This window comes from Acidovorax sp. CCYZU-2555 (genome assembly GCF_018413525.1).
Classification (GTDB): Bacteria; Pseudomonadota; Gammaproteobacteria; order Burkholderiales; family Burkholderiaceae_C; genus Comamonas.
Map to the genome: position 1 here is coordinate 19,252 of NZ_JAHCDD010000058.1, position 19,163 is coordinate 38,414.

The following is a 19,163-nucleotide window of genomic DNA, read 5'->3' on the forward strand; positions in this document are numbered from 1 at the left end:
GCCCCCCTCAGGCGGCTTGCGCAGGACAGCGACTGCGCGCCAGCGAGATGCCAGCCAAGAGAAAGAATGCCGCCATGCATGCTAACTACAGTGATCTGCTGCTGTGCTTGTACCGGAAGTCGCACGAACTGCCCGTTGCGCACTTTCAGGATGAAGCGCTGAACCTTCTCAAGCCCGTTCTGCCCTTCGACTCGGCAATGTGGGGCTGCGCCACCTTGACAGCGGGCGGCATTGATATCCACGCCATCCATTTGCATCGTCAGCCTGTCGAAATGCTGCAGGCCTACGAGGAAGTCAAGCACCTGGACACCGCGGCGCAAGCCGTGGGCATGCGCCCCAGCGAGACCCTGGCGTTTGACGCACAGTCCTGGTTCGGCGGGCGGGAGCAGGGCGCGCTGCGCGACTATGGCCGGCGCTTCGAGCAGTCGCACTTTTTCATCAGCGGCCTGGTGAATCCGGAAACACGTTTCACGCGCTGGCTGACGCTGTTTCGCGCCCGCACCGATGCACACTGCACCGAGGCCGAGCGCCAGCGGCTGGCCGCGCTGTTGCCGCATCTGCAGCAGGCGCTGGAACTCAACCGTCTCACGCATCTGAAGGACATTGCGCCGCTCAAGGGCAGCGACGCCCTGGGATCGGCCCTGGCCGATGCGCGCGGAATGATCCACCATATGGACGCCGTCTTCGAGCATGCGCTGCGCAATGAATGGAATGGCTGGCAGGGACCGCGGTTGCCGGCCGCGGTGCTGGCTGCCGCACAGCGTGGCGAGCAAAGGGTGGTCGGGCGCACGCTCGCCATCACGCAGTTCGCCCAGCATGGTTTCCTGTGGCTGCGCGCCCGCCCGCGGTGTGCGGCCGATGCCTTGACGCCGCGCGAAGACATCGTGGCGCGCCTCACGGCAATGGGCCTCACGCATAAACAGATCGCCGCCCGACTGGATCGTTCTCCGGCCACGGTACGCAACCAGATCCGCTCCATCTACGAAAAGCTGGATGTGACCAACGTGGCGCAACTCGTCGAGGCCTTGCGGCAGGCGGCATAGCCCCGTCGCTGGTCGCATGCGGCGCCGCTGTCTGGCATGCTGTAAGCACGCAAACTTTCTTCTCATGCTCCCATGCTGACCACCGACATCGTTGAGTCCACGCGCAAAAGCGTTCTTTGCTGGCTGGCCACGGCCGACGCCCAAGGCATTCCCAATGTCTCGCCCAAGGAAATCTTCGCGGTGTTCGATGACGAACATCTCGTCATCGCCAACATCGCCTCACCGCAGAGCGCGGCCAATATCGCGGCCAACCCGAATGTCTGCGTGAGCCTGGTCGACGTCTTCACGCAAAAGGGCTTCAAGCTCACGGGCAAGGCGCTGAACATCGCGCCAGATGCGCCCGCGTTCGCGCGCTGGGCCGGGCCGGTGCTGGAGAAAGCCGGGCCGCGCTTTCCCGTGCGCAGCGTCTTTGTGGTGCGAGTGCTGGCTACGGCCAGGATTGTTGCGCCCAGCTACTGGCTGCACCCCGAAGAGACCACGGAGCAAAAGCAGATCGAAGGCGCCTACCGGGCTTATGGCGTGCGTGCGCCGGCGGATTGAGCGCGCGAAGATTCAGGCGGGCCGCGCGCCCCTGACAATAGGCGCATGAAAATGGATTTGACCCACCGCCTTATCTCGCGACGCAAGGTCGTTCTCGCCGCACTTTTGGGGGCGAGCGTGGCCGCAACCGCCAGCGCGCCGGACAACAAGACCGATCTCTTCGGTGTCGATATCCGCGGCAGCGGCCCCGATGTGCTGTTGCTGCCAGGCCTGGCCTCCAGCCCCGACGTCTGGTCCGCGCTGGCCGGGCCCTTGTCGGCGCGGCACCGCGTGCATCTGATCGACATCGCGGGCTTCGCGGGCCGCGCGCCCATTGCCGATGCCACGCCGCTGGCTTCCAGCCTGGCAGAGGCCCTGGCTGCCTATATCGCCCGCAATGGGCTGTCCAAGCCCGCCGTGGTGGGCCATTCGCTGGGCGGTGAAGTCGGGCTGATGCTGGCTGCGCGCCATCCCGCCAGCGTGGGCCGGCTGGTGATCGTCGATGCCCTGCCGTTCTACAGCCTGCTTTTCAGCCCGGCGGCCACCGTCGAAACCGCCACCCCCGGCGCGCGCGCTATGCGCGACGCCTGGCTGGCAGCAACGGATCAACAACTCGATGCCATGCAGGATGCCGGCGCCGCGCGCCTGGCCACCAGCGCCGAGAGCCGCGCCGCCATTGCGCGCTGGGGCCGAGCTTCCGACCGGCGCACGGTCGCACAGGCGGCCTACGAACTGGCAATCACCGACCTGCGCCCCGAACTGCCGAAGATCACCGCGCCAACCACCGTCGTTTATGCCCACCATCCTTCCTATGGCCCGGTGGAACAGGTCGATGGCTTGTTCTCGGCCGCCTACCAGGGACTGGGCGATGCGCGCCTGGTGCGCATCGACGACAGCCGGCATTTTGTGATGCTGGACCAGGCGGCGGCGTTCAACGAGGCGGTGGAGAAGGCGCTGCGCTGATCCTGCCAAGCGCGCTGCCGCTGGTGGGGGCTGCCGCGAGATGCTGCATGAAGAAGTCCAGGGTATCGGCCAGGGTCTTGTCGGTCGCTTGCTGCGCCAGGCCCCATTCCGGAAAGTGTCCATCGACGGCCATGCGCGCCAGGCCGTAGACCAGCGCCCGCGCCGCGATGCGTGCGAGCGCCTGGTCGCGCTCATCTCTTTGCTCGCCAAAGGCTTCGACCAGCAGCTGCTGCATCAGATCGCGGATGGCCGCGTTGCTGCGCACCATGGCGTCGGAGCTCTCGTAGTCGATCAGATGGCGTTCGCTGATCACGCGGAAATGCGTGGGATGCGCACTGGCCCAGGCCAGATAGGCATGCCCGATGGCCGCGAACCGCACCAGCGGCGGCTGCGCCGATGCCGTCTGCAAGGCCTGCTGGACCTGCGCGCGCAGTCGCTCGGTGGCCTGCTCGGCCACGGCGGTCAACAGCGCCGTGCGCGTGGCGAAGTGGCGAAACGGCGCCCCGGGTGAGACGCCCGCGCGCTTGGCGGCTTCGCGCACGCTGAGCTTGTCGACGCCCTGCTCCTCTATGAGCTGCACGGCGGCCTCGATCAGCGCTTCGCGCAAGTGTCCGTGGTGGTAGGCGCGGCGCGGTGCAGCAGGGGGCGACGAAGGGGGGCGGGCCATGGTCCGGGAGTCTGTGGGGGTTATGTAATCGGTGATTATTTTCGCCTACACTTCGCTGGCCTTTGATGTATTCAGTGATTACATCAATCCATTGTTGCTTCCAGGAGTGTTTCATGCGTCTCATGTCTTTCCCGCGAATCACGGTTCTTTCGGCTTGCGTTGCGGCACTCTGGGCCGGCTTGACCGGCGTTGCGGCCGCCCAGCCCGAGCCCGCCACGCTGCAAATCGTCTGGCCGCCCGCGGGCGCCACGGTGCCGCTGGGCACAGACCCGGAGCGCGCCATCGGCGTGCTGGTGCACAGCAACTTCAAGCTGCTGCCCGCAGGCCAGTGCGGCAGCGACAAGCGCTGCGGCCACATCCACATGAAGATCGACCCGCAAGGCGACACCTGCAACCTGCCGGGCCGTCCCTACAACAGCATGAACAGCGACTTCGGCGGCCCGCTGGTCAAGGCCCACTTCGGCGCATGCACCGTCGCCACCGGCGAGCATGTGATCGGCGTGCTCCTGGCCGACGATCATCACCAGCCCGTGCTGGTCGACGGCAAGCCGGTCACGGCCACGGTGAGCGTGCGGACTACTGGGCCTTGAGGCACAGCGAAGCCTTGGTCTGATGGGAATGTTTTTGCATTGAGCGGACGATGGCGCAGGCTGCTTGAGGCGGGGTGCTGCCGGTCGGGTCGGGGCCGCCCATAACGGCTGTTTCTGCTACCCGACATGGGCCGACAGTGCGCGGCGAGCGGCCACTGTTGCTGCCCCAATGGCAGGCTGCGTGGAGGTAGGTCGGCGGCCGCGACCTTCGAACACGGGCCTCGCCCGTTGTGAAGCGGGACCGCCTGCCCCGAGCATGCAAAGCCGTTCCGACCTCACTGCCGCATGCGGTCGCTTGGTCGCGTTGCCTATCAATTGCTGTCAATGTCCGCCTGGAGCAGTTTCACCATGTTTTCGTGGTGCTTCTTCACCTGTTCGTCGCCCCATCCCTCATTGCGCGTGATTTCCGCCATGTTCCTGAGCTTAGGGCTTTGAATTTCAATCGTGTCCTTGAAACTATCGGCCTTGGTCTTGGGAATGTTGTTGCTGAATTTCGAGTTTGCGCTGACGCTCACCAAAGCGAGGTTGCCCAGAAGATTGAGATGGCTCTGCGAGACGGTCATGCCCGTCTGTTCCCTGTCCGGGCGCTGGGGATAGAAATGCTCGATGGAATTGCGGAACTGAAACTTGAAGCTCTGCCGTGTGGATTGCAGCAGCAAGTAGTCGAGGTAGGTGAACACGATGCGGCCAATGTCGAAGCCCTGCGGCTGCTCGCCGGAAAAGAAGGCCGCCTTGACTTTGCCGCGCGCATAAGCCTTCAACAAATTGACAAGGTCGGAGGCGGGAACAGCTCCGGGGTCTTGGGCGGCGGCCAGCTTCTGCAAAGCCTTGGTGATCCAGTGCATGGTGCGCGGCGAGGTATAGGTAATGCGCAGCATGGACTGCAGCAGCAGCACCTCACGCGTATCCATGTCGTCATCACCGTCTTCTTCGGACTCCGTGTCGGTGTTGGAGAAGAGGTGAACATACCCAGGCCCTCTGGACCGTTTTTTCAGGCGTTGAAGAGACCAGTCGCCTTCCTCGTTTTGCGTGCTGGTAACGAACTGGCGCTTCAAGATGAAGCTGTCGAACAGATTGCGGCACTTGAGCAGCGTGAAAATGAATTCCCTCACCCATGAAGCTTCGCGATCCGCGGGAATGGCTTCAGTGAACGACCTGATCAGACGTTTGTCATCCAACTGTCCTTCGTCTTCCTTTGCATCGTTGTTCTTGACTTTAAGGACATGCAATAGAAAAACAGAAAATCCAATGGATGATCGAAACCTCTCGCTGACTTCGCTCTTGCTGAAGTCCTGCTGCGGCGAGCTTGCGTATTTGCGCAAAGCGTCATCGATCGACAAGGCCGTGCCAGTCTTCGTGGCTGTATTTACGGTGGGGCGCGCGTCGATGAGCGCCTGAAAGTTCGCGCACTGCAGCCAGGACCAGTTGTCCCCGAAGATCGCGCTGCGCAGCACCGGGTTATCCCGGGTCAAGGCCATTTGCACGTAAGAATCCATGTCCGCACAGGCATCCCAAATCCAGGCGAATCCGCTATGCTCCGACTCTGGCAGCTTGCTCATCAAGCGCGCTTTGACTATGTCGACTTGCTCGAGTTGTTGTCCGCGCGTATTCATGACCTCGAAATAGCGGTTGAGGTCGGTAGCTGGCGGCAGTGACGCACGCACTACAGTCACCTGGGTCCGCAGGTAGTCAGCGAACCTGCTGCGTTCGTCCTGGTTGCGCAGCTCTTTGTGCTGTCGGAACATTTGTTGAATGACGTTGAATCCCTCGTGGATGCCGCTGTCTTCGTGGGACAACCCATCCTGCCCTGGGCGCAGCGAGCCCTCCAGCCCGGCATGGCGAAGCGTCTCGGTGGCGCGAGCGCGGGACTCGTATTGGAGTTTTCCCCGGTGAAGCGTGAACGGGCGTGCGCCGTCGCTTTCCAGGAATGTCAGCAGCAGGTAGAGCGTCGTGAGCCGCTGCTGCCCATCCACGACCTCAAAATTCGTCCCGGATCCCTGTGTTGTCGGCTGGGTAACGAGATTCCCAAGGAAATAGCCTTGCTCATGCTCCCGGCTCGCGTCGTGAATATCGCTGATCAATTGCTCGATCTGCTCGATTCGCCAGGCATAGTTGCGTTGATAGACTGGCACGGTATAGACGGCTTCGTTTTCGAAAAGCCCGCTGACCGTCAGCAATTGCGGGTTCAACTGATCGTTGTTCATGGTGTTGGGAATTTTTTCGAATTGATGAAGGCCATGAGTTCTTTCTCATGTTCCCCTCCAGACGGTTTGTGCGAGGTACTCAACTGCCTCACAACCCGTCCACTCATGGCATTGCGCAGCAGGGGGAAGGCTGCACTGCCGTTATCGCCGCGTGCGCGTTTGTCGACGGAAGCGAACTGCACGCGGAGCAATTCGACACGCAGCGCATAGGCCCATGCGAACAGTCGGTCGCTGGCTTCGTTCAAGTCCTCGTCGCCGAACTTGTTGGTGTAGTAAAGCAAGGCGGCGATAAAAAGATCGTTGACATAGCGGTAGCGATTCTGCGAGGGGCCAAACTTGCCCGAAATCGTTTGGGCTTGTGCTTCGAGTTCCGCCAGCTCCTTCAGCAGGAATGCCACCATCTCGAAAAAATGTCGACCTGCAGTCAACGGTGTATCGAGCTGGAACCGGCAGCGCTCGGTGTTCCGCGCGTCAAGCCCCGCGTCGGCACCCCAGGTGCTCAAAAGAGGCACCGCGGCTTGGGCCGCAAGATGGTAGCGCGCACTGGGCGACAGACCGCCATGGGCCTTGCGCGATATGCCCTTGAACATACCGATGTTGTGCACGGAAAACCCGGGCGCGCTTTCGCCGCGTGACCAGCAGGCAATGCGATAGAGAAATGTCGAGAAAAGGCGCGCCAGCCGGTCGTCCTTGACGGACTCCCAGGCCTCGACTACGGCCACCTTGATCGCGACCGATTCCCCTTGCATTTCCCGCAAATGGTGTGCCTTGAGAAGATCGTGGGGGGCGAGCGGCTTGCCGCGGTAGTTCTGGGAGTCGAACACCCGAAAAGCCTCATCCAAATCGTCGGTGACGATGCGCACCACCTGGCACCGGGTGTTGATGAACTGGAGCAGAGAACTCTTTTTTTCGCTGTCCAGCCTCGCCAGCGCACGGGCCAGTTCCCGCCAGACTTGGACTACCGGAGTCTCGTTTTTCTCGTCTATCGACAGAGTGCCATCGGGCTTGAGAAGCAGAAGAATCATCCGCAAGGTCAGCAGCCGCTGCTGCCCGTCCACCACGTCGAACATGCCATTGCGCTGGTGCAGGATGACAGCGCCCAGCACGTACGCAGTCTCGGGTTTGCTCGCCTGAGCCTCCTTCAGGTCGTCCACCAGTTGCAGCGCCATCGCCGGGGTCCAACTGTAGGGACGCTGGTATGCGGGTATGTTCATTGCCTGATCAAGCAGGTCCTCCACACAGACGGCACTGACGGCCGTTTCAAGAATCGCCACGCGTTTTTCCTTTCAGCATTTGGTGTTCCATGGTTGTCTTCGTGGCAGCGTTCCTGCGCACGCTCAACGCGTCTGACGATGAGGATGTCATTCAGGTGGGGGTCGCTTGCCGCTGCGCAGGCCTTTGTCCAGGCGTGCGCGGCGATGTCCAGATTTTCCGCGACAGTTCTCGAAGAATCGTGACCGACATCGGGCAGGCCGGATGCACGAAAGCGCCACGATGACGCCGGCGGCGCGCACCACGGAGCGTCTCAGCGATGAATGCGTCTCGTGGTTCTGCACATGCCTGCACTCGTCCTTGGCCGCCGCGCTCCAGACGTTTGGCCAGCGCCGAGTATGCCGGTAGTCACCTTGCTTTTTTTCCAGTTGTGTCAGTTCGCGCTGCTGCGCGTTGAGTGGATGGATTCCGAGACTTTGAACCAGGCGTTCCCGGTCGACCGACCGAAACCGCTGCGTAGCAGCCATTGCCCCAGCCAAACGCTGAAAGCTGCAGCAATCAGCGGCTTTCCGATCACCACCGCGGGAAAATGCTGTGTCCTGGGGCGTGGGCATGGCTATCCGGACGCGGAGACTTTTGTCGCCCTGCCTATTGCTTTATATGTAACAATTCGCTGTCAAAAACGACACGACCTGTCCAGCGCGACCGCCAAACTGGAACTTCCATTGGATCGCTGGAGGTTGCACATGTTCTGGGTCGCTATTTTTGGGGCTTTTCTTTTTTGGGTGCTCACAAAATTCGGTGTTTTGTCGGCAACCGTCGGCATCTTGACTATGGTGATCAAGTTGCTGCTGACTGCAATCCTGGTCGGATTGGCTGCTGTTGCCTGGTTCTGGCTGCGTAAGAAAACTTCAGCCCCTGCTGACAAGCAATGAACAGGCACCATGTATGGCTCAATTAATTGAAGAAATCTGGGGGCCTGCAAACCGCGGGACGCCAGCAGAGCGTTTGTCCATGACGCATGGTCAGCATGACACCATTGCCTACCGGCTGTCACAGATACTGATCAAACTGAATCAGGGCGACCACCTCGATCCCGCTGAGTTGGCTGATGAGTTCGGCACCCATGTTCGAACCATCCAGCGTGATCTCAAAGTACGTCTGGTGTACTTGCCGCTGCTTAAAACGCGGGGTCGATACCATCTTGAAGTTGCCTATCTTGGCAAGCTGAACTTCAAGGACATCGAACGTTTCGCGGCGCTGGCCGGTGTCAAAGGCTTGTTTCCATCGCTGGGCCGAGACTTCCTGAAAGATATGCTGGGCCAGCAGTTCCAGGCTCCATGGTTGGTACGTGGTCATCACTACGAGGACCTGTCCGCCCAAGCAGGCGTATTCAGTCAACTGGAAACAGCCGTGGTGCAGAATCGTTTGCTGGATCTCGATCTGCTCAAGGACGGACAGACCAAGGTCTACCTTGCCGTCCAACCTTATCGCCTGCTCAACACCAAAGGCATCTGGTACCTGGCAGCGGTGCATGGCGGCAGGCTCAAGACTTTCGGTGTCGGGAAAATCCAATCGGTGCAGGTGCAGGACCAAGCCTTCGCACGCGATTCCAGCGTAGACGCTGCCATTCAAACCGAAGAGGGCATCTGGCACTCGCCGCAGCCGCAAAAAGTGCTGTTGTCCGTGGCCGCTGCAGCCGCGGAATATTTCAAACGCCGGCAGTTGATCCCGCACCAGAAGATCATCAGCGAAACAGCGGATGGCACGCTGACGGTCGAGACGACAGTAGGACATCCCAATCAGATATTGCCGATTGTCAGGTACTGGATACCTAGTGTGCGAATCTTGTCGCCCCACGGGTGGCAGGAACAACTGGTTGAGCAGCTTTCGAGTTATTCGAGTGGCTTGGCGTCAAACCGCAGCATGGACGTTGCGACGCAGCAGAGCATATGAGCAGATCATTTGCGTCTCGAATGCTATCCGTGTGCAGGCCTATGCCGATCGACCTATAGGGCCCCAATGAACCATTTACCAATGCATCCAAACTCCGCGGAAAACTTGCAAGCGCCCGAAGGGTTGTGGCGCAAGACGGTCGCATTTCTACAGCGTGACGTCAAATCGCTCTTCCCCTCCGCTGGCGGTGAGGCGGTGGCGAAGGAGCCCAACGAGTCAGGGAGTGAAACAGTCGCCGGAACTTTGGCGGACACTCCGGTGGAGTCGCTCGTTGACTTCAACAAGCTGCCTGATTTGGCGTTCAGGCGTGAAGTTCTCGATTGGCGTGACAACTTCCACGCCAATGTGACGCTCACCGTTGCGCGATTGGAGGAGTTATTTATTGAGCAGATGCATGCCGAACTGGGCAACACCAGTCTGTTCAGAAAAGTGATTGCGCGACCATCGGATGAAATCCTTCAGGACAGTTTTGTTCGCCTTGTGCGTGTGCCGCTCATCGCAGTCCTGCGCCAAGAAGAGGCGAAGCTGAAGGCGAGCGCTCAGAAATGGGCCTTGCTTGGCAAGGTCGATCTGGCTTTCGATCTGCGCCGATTGAATGCCGAGTGCGCCACTCTCCACGATCTGGGTTTCAAAACCTCGAAACGGAATTTGATCTTGTCGCGTATCCAGACGCTGATGCTCGGATCCGCGGGCATTGCCGAGCACTTTCGTGATCAGGGACAACACCTGTCCGGGAAACTGATGGAAGCAAGAGAATCATGATAGGCAGCATACCCTTCGAGATATCGGCTGAGCTTTTGGGCCGTGTCGCTTCAGGTGAGTTGGTGCGATACGGCACGATTCTGAAAGACGCGGCGACGGGACAAATCGTTCGCCATGTCCAGGAGACGGGGGTCGCACAGTCTGTGCTGTCCACCTTGGCTTCCGGCCCTTTTTCGCCCATTTCCATGGGGGCTGAAGTGGTCAACGCCGGAGCGAGTATTTACACCGGCGTGAAAATCAATCAGCTCCAAGTGATGATGGGAGTGCTGCAATCACTTCAGGTTGCGACCCTGGGCGTGTCTCTGGTCGGGGTTGGCGTCAGCGTTGCGGGCTTCCACCATATGCACAAGCGATTCAACTCGCTGGAAAAGCGCATGGAGCATGTCGGCGAAGCCATCCGTGCGGGTTTCGAAAGCGCGGCCCACAGGGACTTGCGCAAGCAGTTGCATCTCACCAAAAGTCTCTTGCAGCGCGCGCAGCACGCACCAGAGCTGTCTGATCCACGCCGCGAGTATTCGGAGATTGCCGCCGGCCTGGCTGATCAAGCGGGTTTCTTCGCAGGTGAGATTACCTTCACTGTCCAAGCGAATGGTCCGATCGACCCAGACATGTTTTGGCAACTGACGCAGATGCTGATGCTCTGCAACAGTGTTCGCATCGACTGCGATATCCGGACCAATGAATTGCGGCATGCATTGGCGGTTTCGGAAACGGTCTCGTCCAGCTATAGCAACCTGTTCACCCACTTGACGCCGTTGTCATTCGGCCCTGCGGTCGATCAAGGCCTGGCTGCTGTCCGGGTGTTGCGCGATGCCTCCGATGCGGCCGCCAGCAAGCCCTACCTTATTGACTATTTGCGAACGCAAAGGATCAATGGAGGTGACTACATCGAGGCCATAGAACAGGAAGAAAACAGTCCGTATATCTTCTTGAAAACCGCCGTGTAATGCATCTTTCGGCGGCGCAGAGACCGCGTTCCTGGTCTCGTGTGCCGCCAAAGCCAGCGCGCCGCGGCCCGTCAGACCGCCGACACCGCCGCCGTCGCCGCGCCCTGCGCATGCAGCACGGGCGGCGCGGTGACGATCGAGGTCAGCGCGGGCACGGCCGGCCGCAGCGCGGCGAGGTTTGGGCGCGGGCGGCGCAGCTCGTCCTGGGCGGCGAAGGCCTGTTCCATCGCGTGGGCCGCGCCCAGCAGTTCGTGGTCGCGGCGAAAGCCGCCCACCACTTGCAGGCCGAAAGGCATGCCCGCGTGGTCAGTGCCGCATGGCAAGGAGATCGCCGGGTGCGTGGTCAGCGTGACCACATAGGTCAGCGCCAGCCAGCGGTAGTAGTTGGCCTGCTGCTTGCCGCCGATCTGGTCGGCGTACGGCAGCGTCCAGGGGAAGGGCGAGACCGGTGTGGTCGGCGACAGGATCAGATCGTAGTCGGCAAAAGTGTTCTGGAACTGCTTGAGTATCCGCGTCTGTTCGGCTTGCGCCCAGGCCGCGTCCAGCAGGCTCATGCGGGCCCCCATTTCGTAGTTGGCGCGCGGGTTGGGGCCCAGGCTGTCGGGGTCGCGCTCATAGGCCGCGTGCATGCCGGCCACAAAGGATTCGGCGCGCAGCACGTCGAAGCAGCGGTGCACATCGCCCAGGTCCAGCCGGACTTCGTCGCAGGCCGCGAACAGATGGCGCATGGAAGCGATCTTGCGCTGGAATGTGGCGCGGATGCAGTCGTCGACATCGCAGGTGCCGAAGTCTGTCGTCCAGGCCACGCGCAAGCGACTGAGGTCGGTGCGCGCGGGGTGCAGAAAGGACAGTGGATCGAGCGGGTAGGTCAGCGGATCGCCGGCGTGCATGCCCGCGCTCGCGGCCAGCTGCAGGCAGGCGTCTTCGACCGTGCGCCCCATGGGGCCGACGACCGACAGCGGCGTCCAGCCCAGCAGCTTGCGCACGCTGGGGATGACGCCGGGCGACGGGCGCAAGCCCACCACGCCGCATTTGGCGGCCGGAATGCGCAGCGAGCCGCCGGTGTCCGAGCCGGTGCACACCGGCAGCATGTCGCAGGCCAGCGCGGCCGCCGAGCCGCCCGATGAACCGCCGGCGTTGAGGTTGGGGTTGAAGGGATTGCCGGTCGCGCCCCAGACATCGTTGCGCGAGTTGGCGCCCGCGCCCATTTCCGGCACATTGGTCTTGCCGGCGACGATGGCGCCCGCGCGGCGCAGGCGGGCCACCAGCTCGATGTCCTGGGTGGGCACATGGTCGCGGTAGATCGGCGAGCCCCAGGTGGTGAGCAGGCCTTCGGTCGGCTCCAGGTCCTTCACGCCCAGCGGCAGGCCGTGCAGCAGCCCCAATGGCTCGCCGGCCATCACGGCCTTTTCGGCGGCACGCGCCTCGGCGCGTGCGCGATCGAAGCAGGTGGCGGTGACGGCGTTCACGTAGGGGTTGACGCTGTCGATGCGGGCGATGCAGGCGTCGAGCAGCTCGACCGGCGAGATCTGGCGCGCGCCTATGAGGCGGCGCAATTCGACGGCAGGCAGTTCGACCAATTGCGGGCTGGATGGGGTGGCTGTACTCATGGATGTCTCGATGGATGAATGTCAGTCTGCCGTGATGTGCGCGCTTTCGGCCAGGGCCTTCATGATGGGCATTTCCTTGCGTATCAGGGCGGAGGCCGCGGCGCTGCTGGCGTAGGCCGGGTCGAAGCCCTGGGCCTTGAGCTTTTCCTGCACTTCGGGGTCGGCGGCGACCGCGGCCAGCGTGGATTCAAGCTTGGCTTTCACGTTGGCGGGCATGCCCTTGGGCGCCACGAGGATCAGCCAGGTGTCCATGTCGATGTCCTTGAAGCCGGCTTCGGCGAAGGTCGGCACGTCGGGCAGCAGCGCCGAGCGCTTGGCCGTGGTGACGGCGATGGCCTTGACTTTACCGTTCTTGAGCTGGGGCAGGGCCGCGGCCACGGTGTCGACCGAAAACGGAATCTGCCCGCCTATCAGGTCGGTCATGGCCGGGGCGCTGCCCTTGTAGGGCACATGGGTCATCTGCATGCCGGTCTTGGCCAGCATCAGCTCGCCCGCGAAGTGGGCCGTGGTGCCGCTGCCGAACGAGCCGAATGCGTATTTGCCGGGCGAAGCCTTGACGTAGTCGACGAACTGCTTGACGCCCGAGACCGGCACCGCGCTGTTGGCCAGCACGATCAATCCGGTGCGCGCGGGAATGCCGATGGGGTCGAAGCTCTTGATCGGATCGTAGGACAGGTTGTTGCGGATCGAGGGATTGACGGTGAAGGTGCTGCCCGAACTCGCCAGCAGCGTATAGCCGTCGGCCGGCGCTTTGGCGACATAGGTCGCACCGATGATCGTGCCTGCGCCCGGGCGGTTGTCGATGATCACCGGCTGGCCCAGTTTCTCACCGAGCTTCTGGCCCAGCAGGCGGCCGATGACGTCGGTGGCACCGCCCGGCGGGAACGGAATGACCAGCGTGATGGGCTTGGACGGATAGACGTCGGCGGCGAAAGCGGGAACGGCTGCGACCAGGCTCAGCGAGCAAGCCATGGCCAGACGGGTGAAGGCAGTGATTGATTTCATGGTGAGGCAGGGTCGAAGAGACGAGAGAACAGTAAAAACCTGCACGAAAAACGACCATCTGGGTGGACCCACAACAATCGTCCGATGCGCCAGGCACGGTGAATATGAGTCCATGCTAAGAGTCGCTGAGAGATGCCACAAGCGCAATGTTTAGAATGAATGATTGCCAAAAACTGAATTCATGCATGTTTGAAAGACGGCGCGATGGATAAAACGAAGACAGGGTCGGCCCCGGGCCACAGCCGGGTGCTGCAAGAGGCGGCCGTGCGCTATTTCCTGGAAGTGGTGCGCACGGGCTCCATCAAGGAGGCCGCGGCGCGGCTGAACGTGGCGCCGTCGGCCGTGAGTCGCCAGATTGCGCGGCTGGAAAGCGACCTCGACACCTTGCTGTTCGAGCGCCGCTCGCGCGGCATGGTGCCCAATTCGGCGGGTGAGCTGCTGGCCGCGCACGCGCGCCGCGTCGAGCAGGACATAGAGCGCGTCACCAGCGAGATCCAGTCGCTGCGCGGGCTGCGCACCGGCCAGGTGCGCATTGCCTCGGTCGAAGGTTTCGCCCATGACTTCATCCCCTTGCTGATCGCGCAGTTTCAGCGCCGCTACGAGGGCATCGTGTTCAGGCTCGATGTCTGCCCGCAGGGCGACGTGGCGCGGCGCGTGCGCGAGGGCGAGGTCGACATAGGCCTGACCCTCAGCTCGGTGCCCGAGGCCGACATCCGTGTCGAGCTGCGCCATCCCAGCCCCATCCTGGCGGTTCTCGGCGAGCGCCATCCGCTGGCCGGGCGCCAGCAACTGTCGCTGCGCGAAGTCTGCGCCTATCCGCTGGTGCTGCCGCTCAAGAACAGCTCGTTGCGGCAGTTGCTCGACATCAGTTGCAGCCGCCAGGGCCTGCGTTATCGCCAGGTGCTGGTGAGCAACCACGCCGATGCGCTGGTCAGCTACGCGGCGGGCAGCGAGCTGGGCGTGGCGTTCTATGGCGAGCTGTCGATACGCACGCGCCGCGGCGACAACGCCGTGCGCGCCATTCCGCTGCGCGACCGCGAAATGAACGAGCGCTACTTGGAGGTACAGACGCTGGCCGGGCGCAATCAGCAGGAGGCCGTGCAGGCCTTTGTGCAATATCTGGTGGCGGCCATCTGCAACGACGGCGCGAACGCCGCGGCCGGCGCGGGCCCGGAGAACCATCCCGACCCCTGAACGGCGCCGATTGCTCGATAGGCAATGGAACATTCTGATTTATGCACAGTGCGCAGGCTCCCGCGGGCCCGGCGACTCTGCAGAATAGGGAAATTCAGCGCCTTGCGCCTTTTCTCACCAGAAAGCTCTCTCCATGACCGCCTTGTCCGCTCTCCCTTTCTCCAAGATCCGCCTGGCCGCCGGCCTGGCCTTTCTGTCCGGCGAAATGCCGTTTGCCGCCGACGGCAGCATTCCTGAAGGCATTGCCGCGCAGACCCACCTGACGCTCGAACGCATTGCCGCCACGCTGGCCACCGAAGGGCTGGCGCTGAGCGATGTCGTTTCGGTCAATGTCTTTCTGACGCACAAGGAAGACTTCGCGGCCTTCAACGAAGCCTATGCCGTGCACTTTGCCGATCCCCTTCCGGTGCGCGCCACCGTCTGCACCGAGCTGGTCGCGCCGGCGCGCATCGAGATCGCGGTCGTCGCGGCGCTGCGCGGCTGAGCCACTTCCCGAACAGGAACAGAAATCATGGCATCCGAAGTCTTGGTTCTTGGCGCGGGCATGGTCGGCGTCAGCACGGCGCTGGCACTGCAGCAGCGCGGGCGTCAGGTGGTGCTGGTCGACCGCCGCCCGCCGGGGCGTGAAACCTCGTACGGCAACGCGGGCTTCATCCAGCGCGAGGCCGTCCAGCCTTACGCCTTCCCGCGCAGCTGGCAGGCGCTGTGGCGCGTGGCGACGGGGCAGGGCAACGACGTGCATGTGCACTGGACGGCGATGCCCGCGCTGGCCGGGCGCTTGCTGCGCTACTGGCAGGCTTCGGCGCCCACGCCGTATGCGAACACCTGCGCGGCCTATGCGCGCCTGATCGCGCATTGCATTGCGGAACACGAACCGCTGATCGCCGCGGCGGGTGCCCAGGACCTGGTGCGCAAGGACGGCTGGTTGCAGTTTTACCGCAAGCCGGCCTTGTTCGATGCCGCGTTCCGCGACGCGGCGCGGGTCGCGCAAGCCCATGGCCTGGATTGCGCGGCACTCGACGGTGCGCAGCTGATTGCGCTGGAGCCCGCGCTGCGCGAAACCCTGGCCGGCGCCATCCATTGGCGCGATCCGTGGACCATTTCGGACCCGGGCACGCTGGTCGAGCGCTATGCCGCGCTGTTCGTGCAGCGCGGAGGCCGCATCGCCCAAGGCGATGCCGACAGCCTGCGCCAGACGGGCCTGGGCTGGAGCGTGCAGACAGTGGACGGCGCGCTGGAAGCCGAGTCAGCGGTCCTGGCGCTCGGCCCATGGGCCGAGGCGCATACGCGGCGGCTGGGCTACCGTCTGCCGCTGTTCGTCAAGCGCGGCTACCACCGCCATTACCAGGGTGGCGCAGAACTGCGCCGGCCCATGCTCGACACCGATTACGGCGTGGTGCTCACGCCCATGCAGCGCGGCCTGCGACTGACCACGGGCGCGGAATTTGCTGCGCCTGGAGCGCCGGCGACGCCGGTGCAACTGCAGGTGGCGGAGCGCGCCGCCGACCGGCTGCTGGGCCTGGGCCAGCCGGTCGAAGCCCAGCCCTGGCTGGGTGCGCGCCCCTGCTGCGCCGACATGCTGCCCATCATCGGCCCCGCGCCGCGCCACCAGGGCCTGTGGTTTCACTTCGGCCATGGCCACCAGGGCTTCACGCTGGGGCCGGCCTCGGCGCGGCTGCTGGCCGAACGCCTGTGCGGCCAGACGCCTTACGTCGATCCCACGCCCTACGATCCCGCACGCTTTCGCTGAGCGGCCACGGCGCGGCACTCATGCCGCTTGCCGTGGGGTGCAAGGCTAGGCTTGCTGCGCCGCGAGATCGCGCCCGATTGCCCAGAATTGCTGGTATTGCGCGGGCGGCACGAACAGGCCGCCCGTGGTCCAGACCAGGTGTGTCGACTGCGCCAGATGGTCTTCGAGTTGCCAATCGCGCAGGTAGCTTCGCCCTTCTGCCGTGCCCAGCAGCATGGCCGGGCCGGCCAGGCCCGCGGCAGCCGAAGGCTCCACGCGCAAGCCTTCGGCCTGTTCGAGCTGGTAGACGAAGCGCATCAGCTGCGCATCCTCGACCGTGAAGATGCCGCCCAGCACCGCGCGCATGGCGGCGCTGGCCAGGCGCGAGGCCTGGGGCACGGCCAGGCCGTCGGCCTCGGTACGGTTTTGCAGGCCGTAGTCATAGACCGTGGGGTGCGGGCCTTGCGGGCCGTCGGCGCCGTCCATCATATGCACCAGCACACAGGGCGACTGCACCGGCTCGGCGAAGAAGCAATGGGCATGCGGGCCGAGTATCTGGCGAATGCCGAAGGCAATGCCCGCGGGCGCGCCGCCCACGCCGCAGGGCAGGTAGACGAACAGCGGATGCTCGGCATCGACGGCAATGCCTTGCTCAGCCAGCTGGCGGCGCAGCCCGAAGACCGCGGCCGCATAGCCCAGAAACAGCGACAGCGAGCGCTCGTCGTCGACGAAATGCGCGAGGGGATCGGTGGCCGCCTGGGCGCGGCCCTGGGCCACGGCCTGGGCGTAGTCACCCGCATGCTCGACGACTTCGACGCCGCGCTGGCGCAGGCGTTGCTTTTTCCATTCCTTGGCGTCGGCAGACATGTGCACGCTGGCTCGAAAGCCCAGGGCAGAAGCGATCACGCCAATGCTCAGGCCCAGATTGCCCGTCGAGCCCACGGCCACGCTGTGACGCGCGAACACGGCGCGCGCGCCCTCGCTGGCGAGCGCGACATAGTCGACTTCGCCCGCGGTGGCGGGCAGCAGGCCATGGGCCACGGCCACGCGCTCGGCGTATTCCAGCACTTCGTGCAGCCCGCCGCGCGCCTTGATCGAGCCGGCAACGGGCAGCGCATGGTCCTGTTTGGCGAAAACCCGCCCGCCGCCGTCGGCCACGCCCAGCGCTGCGGTGATGGCGGGCAGGGGCGACAGCGCGGACTCGATCGCGCCGCCGCAGGCCGCAAGTTCGGGAAACAGCCGCGCCAGCAGCGGCGCGAAGCGCTCGAAGCGTGACTGTGCGGCCTCTATATCAGCCAAACTAATGCTGCGCGCAGCCGGCGGCGTGTCGGCGCCGGCTGGTGCCAGCGCGCTGCCGACTTCCAGCGCGACCACTGAGGTGTTGCGGGTCGGGTTGATCCAGAATGCCGGGAGGGATTCTTTCAGTAGGGTGATTGTTTCGGAGGGGGTGGACATTGGGCGGCAGTCTTTCACGATGAAGTGCCGATTCTTGGCCCCAGCGCAGCAACTGGCAAGCAACTTATAGTCAGGTCTGCCATAGTATTACTAATGACCAACTCCACCGCCCGCCTGTTATCTCCTTCGCTGCTGTCCTGGTTGCGCTGCTTTGACGCCACGGCGCGGCATGTCAGCTTCACGCGCGCCGCGGAAGATCTGTGCGTGACCCAGGGTGCGGTGAGCCAGCAGGTCAAACAACTGGAGCAGTGGCTGGGGCGCCGCTTGCTGCTGCGTTCGCCGCGCGCGCTGGCGCTGACCCCCGAGGGGCAGCGGCTGGCGCGGGTGCTGCGCGAGTCGCTGCAAGCCATCGAAAGCACGCTGGTCGATCTGCGGCAGGTGAACGACGCCCAGCCGGTGACCATGAGCTGCGCGCCGTCGTTCGCGATAGCCTGGCTCACGCCCCGGCTGGGCAGTTTCTTCCAGAAGCATCCGCAGATCGGCCTGCGCGTGCAAGCCGAGTTCCACGCGCTGGACCGCAGCCGCATGCTCAACGACGGCGTCGACGCCGCGCTGCGATTCGACCTCGGTCACTACCCCGATCTGCACGCCCACGAACTGCTCAGCGAATGGCTGGTTCCGGTGGCCAGCCCGGCCTTCGTGGCGGCCCACCCCGCGCTGGCCACGCCCGAAGGCCTCACGGGCGCAATGCTGCTGCACGATTTCAGTCCGTGGGAGGGGGCTGCGGCCCACCAGGAGTGGGAGCATTGGTTCGCGCAGATGGCGCTGGCGCCACCCGACTGGGCGCTGGGCCGCACCTACAACCTGGCGATGCTGGCGCAAAGCGCGGCCTGCGCCGGCCAGGGCGTGGCGCTGGGCCGCACCGCGCTGATCATGGAAGACCTGGCGGCAGGGCGACTCGTGCCGCTGTTCGGCTGCCGGGTGCGCTCGCAGGCCTCCTACATTTTTGCGCGCGGACGGCAGCCGTCGCGCCTGCTCGAGCCAATCGAGCAGTGGCTGCTGGCGCAGGCCCAGGCCTTCGATGCGCAGCGCCAGGACTTGCTCCAGGGCCTGGCGCCGCGCGGCGCGCAGCCCGTCTGAACACGGCGGGTCTGCGCAGGATGTTCAGCTCGCAAACTCCGCGAGCATGTTCAGCACATTGTCCACGGCCATGTTCGGTGCCTGCAGGTAGCGGTGCGCAATCGCCATGGGCCGCATCAGCTGCGGCGACAGATGGCGGACCTGTACATCGGGCGAATTGCGCTGGTCCTTGACCTCTTCGAGCGGCAGTATGGCCGCGCTCTGGCTGGCCGCGGCCAGGCTTTTGA

At 63.7% G+C, this 19,163-nt stretch carries 18 protein-coding genes and 1 pseudogene; 12 read left to right on the forward strand and 7 right to left on the reverse strand.

The annotated features are described in order from the left end of the window. Positions 1 to 74: 74 nt before the first annotated feature. The 3 genes from KHY18_RS18885 (at position 75) to KHY18_RS18895 (ending at position 2,525) form a co-directional block, all read left to right on the forward strand. Entirely contained in the window at positions 75 to 1,043 is a 969-nt protein-coding gene (locus KHY18_RS18885) for a helix-turn-helix transcriptional regulator (RefSeq protein ID WP_213303399.1), read from the forward strand. Positions 1,044 to 1,115: 72 nt separating this feature from the next. Then, on the forward strand, positions 1,116 to 1,583 hold the full coding sequence (locus KHY18_RS18890; protein ID WP_213303401.1) for a pyridoxamine 5'-phosphate oxidase family protein: 468 nt from the start codon (positions 1,116 to 1,118) through the stop codon (positions 1,581 to 1,583). 51 nt (positions 1,584 to 1,634) lie between these two features. After that, the gene (locus KHY18_RS18895; RefSeq protein ID WP_213303405.1) at positions 1,635 to 2,525 is read left to right on the forward strand and encodes an alpha/beta fold hydrolase; all 891 of its coding nucleotides are present in this window, start codon (positions 1,635 to 1,637) and stop codon (positions 2,523 to 2,525) included. On the opposite strand, the gene KHY18_RS18900 is transcribed toward KHY18_RS18895, so the two are convergent. Then, positions 2,494 to 3,192, reverse strand: coding sequence for a TetR/AcrR family transcriptional regulator (locus tag KHY18_RS18900; protein ID WP_213303408.1), 699 nt, complete (start codon positions 3,190 to 3,192; stop codon positions 2,494 to 2,496). The two genes, KHY18_RS18895 and KHY18_RS18900, sit on opposite strands and share 32 nt — an antisense overlap. Positions 3,193 to 3,314: 122 nt before the next feature. Here KHY18_RS18900 and KHY18_RS18905 point away from each other — a divergent pair, with 122 nt between their 5' ends. Further along, positions 3,315 to 3,782, forward strand: coding sequence for a hypothetical protein (locus KHY18_RS18905; protein ID WP_249729229.1), 468 nt, complete (start codon positions 3,315 to 3,317; stop codon positions 3,780 to 3,782). Between the two features lie 311 nt (positions 3,783 to 4,093). Here the strand turns inward: KHY18_RS18905 and KHY18_RS18910 are convergent, their stop codons facing one another. After that, positions 4,094 to 5,986, reverse strand: a complete 1,893-nt coding sequence (locus KHY18_RS18910; RefSeq protein ID WP_213303411.1) for a DUF262 domain-containing protein — start codon at positions 5,984 to 5,986, stop codon at positions 4,094 to 4,096. Then, the gene (locus KHY18_RS18915; protein ID WP_213303414.1) at positions 5,983 to 7,260 is read right to left on the reverse strand and encodes a DUF262 domain-containing protein; all 1,278 of its coding nucleotides are present in this window, start codon (positions 7,258 to 7,260) and stop codon (positions 5,983 to 5,985) included. The genes KHY18_RS18910 and KHY18_RS18915 overlap by 4 nt, the downstream gene beginning before the upstream one ends. A 282-nt stretch (positions 7,261 to 7,542) precedes the next feature. On the opposite strand from KHY18_RS18915, the gene KHY18_RS18920 reads away from it, so the two are divergent. The 4 genes from KHY18_RS18920 to KHY18_RS18935 all read left to right on the forward strand — a co-directional run bounded on the left by KHY18_RS18920 (position 7,543) and on the right by KHY18_RS18935 (position 10,863). Next, positions 7,543 to 8,133 carry a hypothetical protein gene (locus KHY18_RS18920; RefSeq protein ID WP_213303417.1) on the forward strand — a complete coding sequence of 197 codons (591 nt, stop codon included), beginning with the start codon at positions 7,543 to 7,545 and terminating at the stop codon, positions 8,131 to 8,133. A 13-nt stretch (positions 8,134 to 8,146) separates the two neighbouring features. Continuing rightward, complete coding sequence (locus KHY18_RS18925; protein ID WP_213303420.1) at positions 8,147 to 9,154, forward strand: helix-turn-helix transcriptional regulator; 1,008 nt, start codon at positions 8,147 to 8,149, stop codon at positions 9,152 to 9,154. Between the two features lie 66 nt (positions 9,155 to 9,220). Then, positions 9,221 to 9,916, forward strand: a complete 696-nt coding sequence (locus KHY18_RS18930) for a hypothetical protein (protein WP_213303423.1) — start codon at positions 9,221 to 9,223, stop codon at positions 9,914 to 9,916. After that, positions 9,913 to 10,863: a hypothetical protein gene (locus KHY18_RS18935; protein ID WP_213303424.1), complete on the forward strand. Its 951-nt coding sequence runs from the start codon at positions 9,913 to 9,915 to the stop codon at positions 10,861 to 10,863. Before KHY18_RS18930 ends, KHY18_RS18935 begins: the two co-directional genes overlap by 4 nt. Positions 10,864 to 10,934: 71 nt before the next feature. Here the strand turns inward: KHY18_RS18935 and KHY18_RS18940 are convergent, their stop codons facing one another. Next, positions 10,935 to 12,473, reverse strand: a complete 1,539-nt coding sequence (locus tag KHY18_RS18940) for an amidase (protein WP_213303425.1) — start codon at positions 12,471 to 12,473, stop codon at positions 10,935 to 10,937. A 21-nt stretch (positions 12,474 to 12,494) separates the two neighbouring features. Then, a complete protein-coding gene (locus tag KHY18_RS18945; protein WP_213303426.1) occupies positions 12,495 to 13,478 on the reverse strand; it encodes a tripartite tricarboxylate transporter substrate binding protein in 984 nt (327 codons plus the stop codon). A gap of 204 nt (positions 13,479 to 13,682) precedes the next feature. On the opposite strand from KHY18_RS18945, the gene KHY18_RS18950 reads away from it, so the two are divergent. The 3 genes from KHY18_RS18950 (at position 13,683) to KHY18_RS18960 (ending at position 16,422) form a co-directional block, all read left to right on the forward strand. Further along, complete coding sequence (locus KHY18_RS18950; protein WP_213303427.1) at positions 13,683 to 14,672, forward strand: LysR family transcriptional regulator; 990 nt, start codon at positions 13,683 to 13,685, stop codon at positions 14,670 to 14,672. 133 nt (positions 14,673 to 14,805) lie between these two features. Beyond that, entirely contained in the window at positions 14,806 to 15,156 is a 351-nt protein-coding gene (locus KHY18_RS18955; protein ID WP_213303428.1) for a RidA family protein, read from the forward strand. A 27-nt stretch (positions 15,157 to 15,183) separates the two neighbouring features. Then, a complete protein-coding gene (locus KHY18_RS18960) occupies positions 15,184 to 16,422 on the forward strand; it encodes an NAD(P)/FAD-dependent oxidoreductase (protein WP_213303429.1) in 1,239 nt (412 codons plus the stop codon). Between the two features lie 45 nt (positions 16,423 to 16,467). Here KHY18_RS18960 and dsdA read toward each other — a convergent pair whose 3' ends face one another. After that, positions 16,468 to 17,856, reverse strand: coding sequence for a D-serine ammonia-lyase (gene dsdA / locus KHY18_RS18965; RefSeq protein ID WP_213303431.1), 1,389 nt, complete (start codon positions 17,854 to 17,856; stop codon positions 16,468 to 16,470). A gap of 93 nt (positions 17,857 to 17,949) precedes the next feature. Here dsdA and KHY18_RS18970 point away from each other — a divergent pair, with 93 nt between their 5' ends. Next, positions 17,950 to 18,936, forward strand: a complete 987-nt coding sequence (locus tag KHY18_RS18970) for a LysR substrate-binding domain-containing protein (protein ID WP_213303434.1) — start codon at positions 17,950 to 17,952, stop codon at positions 18,934 to 18,936. 24 nt (positions 18,937 to 18,960) lie between these two features. On the opposite strand, the pseudogene KHY18_RS18975 reads toward KHY18_RS18970, so the two are convergent. Continuing rightward, positions 18,961 to 19,163 (reverse strand): annotated as a pseudogene (locus tag KHY18_RS18975) (LysR family transcriptional regulator); the annotation flags it as partial.

Excerpts from the sequence above, each read along its gene's own strand:
- KHY18_RS18970 (WP_213303434.1), top strand. The coding sequence starts at position 17,950 with ATGACCAACTCCACCGCCCGCCTGTTATCTCCTTCGCTGCTGTCCTGG.
- dsdA (WP_213303431.1), bottom strand. The coding sequence starts at position 17,856 with ATGTCCACCCCCTCCGAAACAATCACCCTACTGAAAGAATCCCTCCCG.
- KHY18_RS18905 (WP_249729229.1), top strand. The coding sequence starts at position 3,315 with ATGTCTTTCCCGCGAATCACGGTTCTTTCGGCTTGCGTTGCGGCACTC.
- KHY18_RS18910 (WP_213303411.1), bottom strand. The coding sequence starts at position 5,986 with ATGAACAACGATCAGTTGAACCCGCAATTGCTGACGGTCAGCGGGCTT.
- KHY18_RS18945 (WP_213303426.1), bottom strand. The coding sequence starts at position 13,478 with ATGAAATCAATCACTGCCTTCACCCGTCTGGCCATGGCTTGCTCGCTG.
- KHY18_RS18950 (WP_213303427.1), top strand. The coding sequence starts at position 13,683 with ATGGATAAAACGAAGACAGGGTCGGCCCCGGGCCACAGCCGGGTGCTG.
- KHY18_RS18900 (WP_213303408.1), bottom strand. The coding sequence starts at position 3,192 with ATGGCCCGCCCCCCTTCGTCGCCCCCTGCTGCACCGCGCCGCGCCTAC.
- KHY18_RS18925 (WP_213303420.1), top strand. The coding sequence starts at position 8,147 with ATGGCTCAATTAATTGAAGAAATCTGGGGGCCTGCAAACCGCGGGACG.
- KHY18_RS18935 (WP_213303424.1), top strand. The coding sequence starts at position 9,913 with ATGATAGGCAGCATACCCTTCGAGATATCGGCTGAGCTTTTGGGCCGT.
- KHY18_RS18920 (WP_213303417.1), top strand. The coding sequence starts at position 7,543 with ATGCCTGCACTCGTCCTTGGCCGCCGCGCTCCAGACGTTTGGCCAGCG.
- KHY18_RS18895 (WP_213303405.1), top strand. The coding sequence starts at position 1,635 with ATGGATTTGACCCACCGCCTTATCTCGCGACGCAAGGTCGTTCTCGCC.
- KHY18_RS18955 (WP_213303428.1), top strand. The coding sequence starts at position 14,806 with ATGACCGCCTTGTCCGCTCTCCCTTTCTCCAAGATCCGCCTGGCCGCC.
- KHY18_RS18885 (WP_213303399.1), top strand. The coding sequence starts at position 75 with ATGCATGCTAACTACAGTGATCTGCTGCTGTGCTTGTACCGGAAGTCG.
- KHY18_RS18960 (WP_213303429.1), top strand. The coding sequence starts at position 15,184 with ATGGCATCCGAAGTCTTGGTTCTTGGCGCGGGCATGGTCGGCGTCAGC.
- KHY18_RS18930 (WP_213303423.1), top strand. The coding sequence starts at position 9,221 with ATGAACCATTTACCAATGCATCCAAACTCCGCGGAAAACTTGCAAGCG.
- KHY18_RS18890 (WP_213303401.1), top strand. The coding sequence starts at position 1,116 with ATGCTGACCACCGACATCGTTGAGTCCACGCGCAAAAGCGTTCTTTGC.
- KHY18_RS18940 (WP_213303425.1), bottom strand. The coding sequence starts at position 12,473 with ATGAGTACAGCCACCCCATCCAGCCCGCAATTGGTCGAACTGCCTGCC.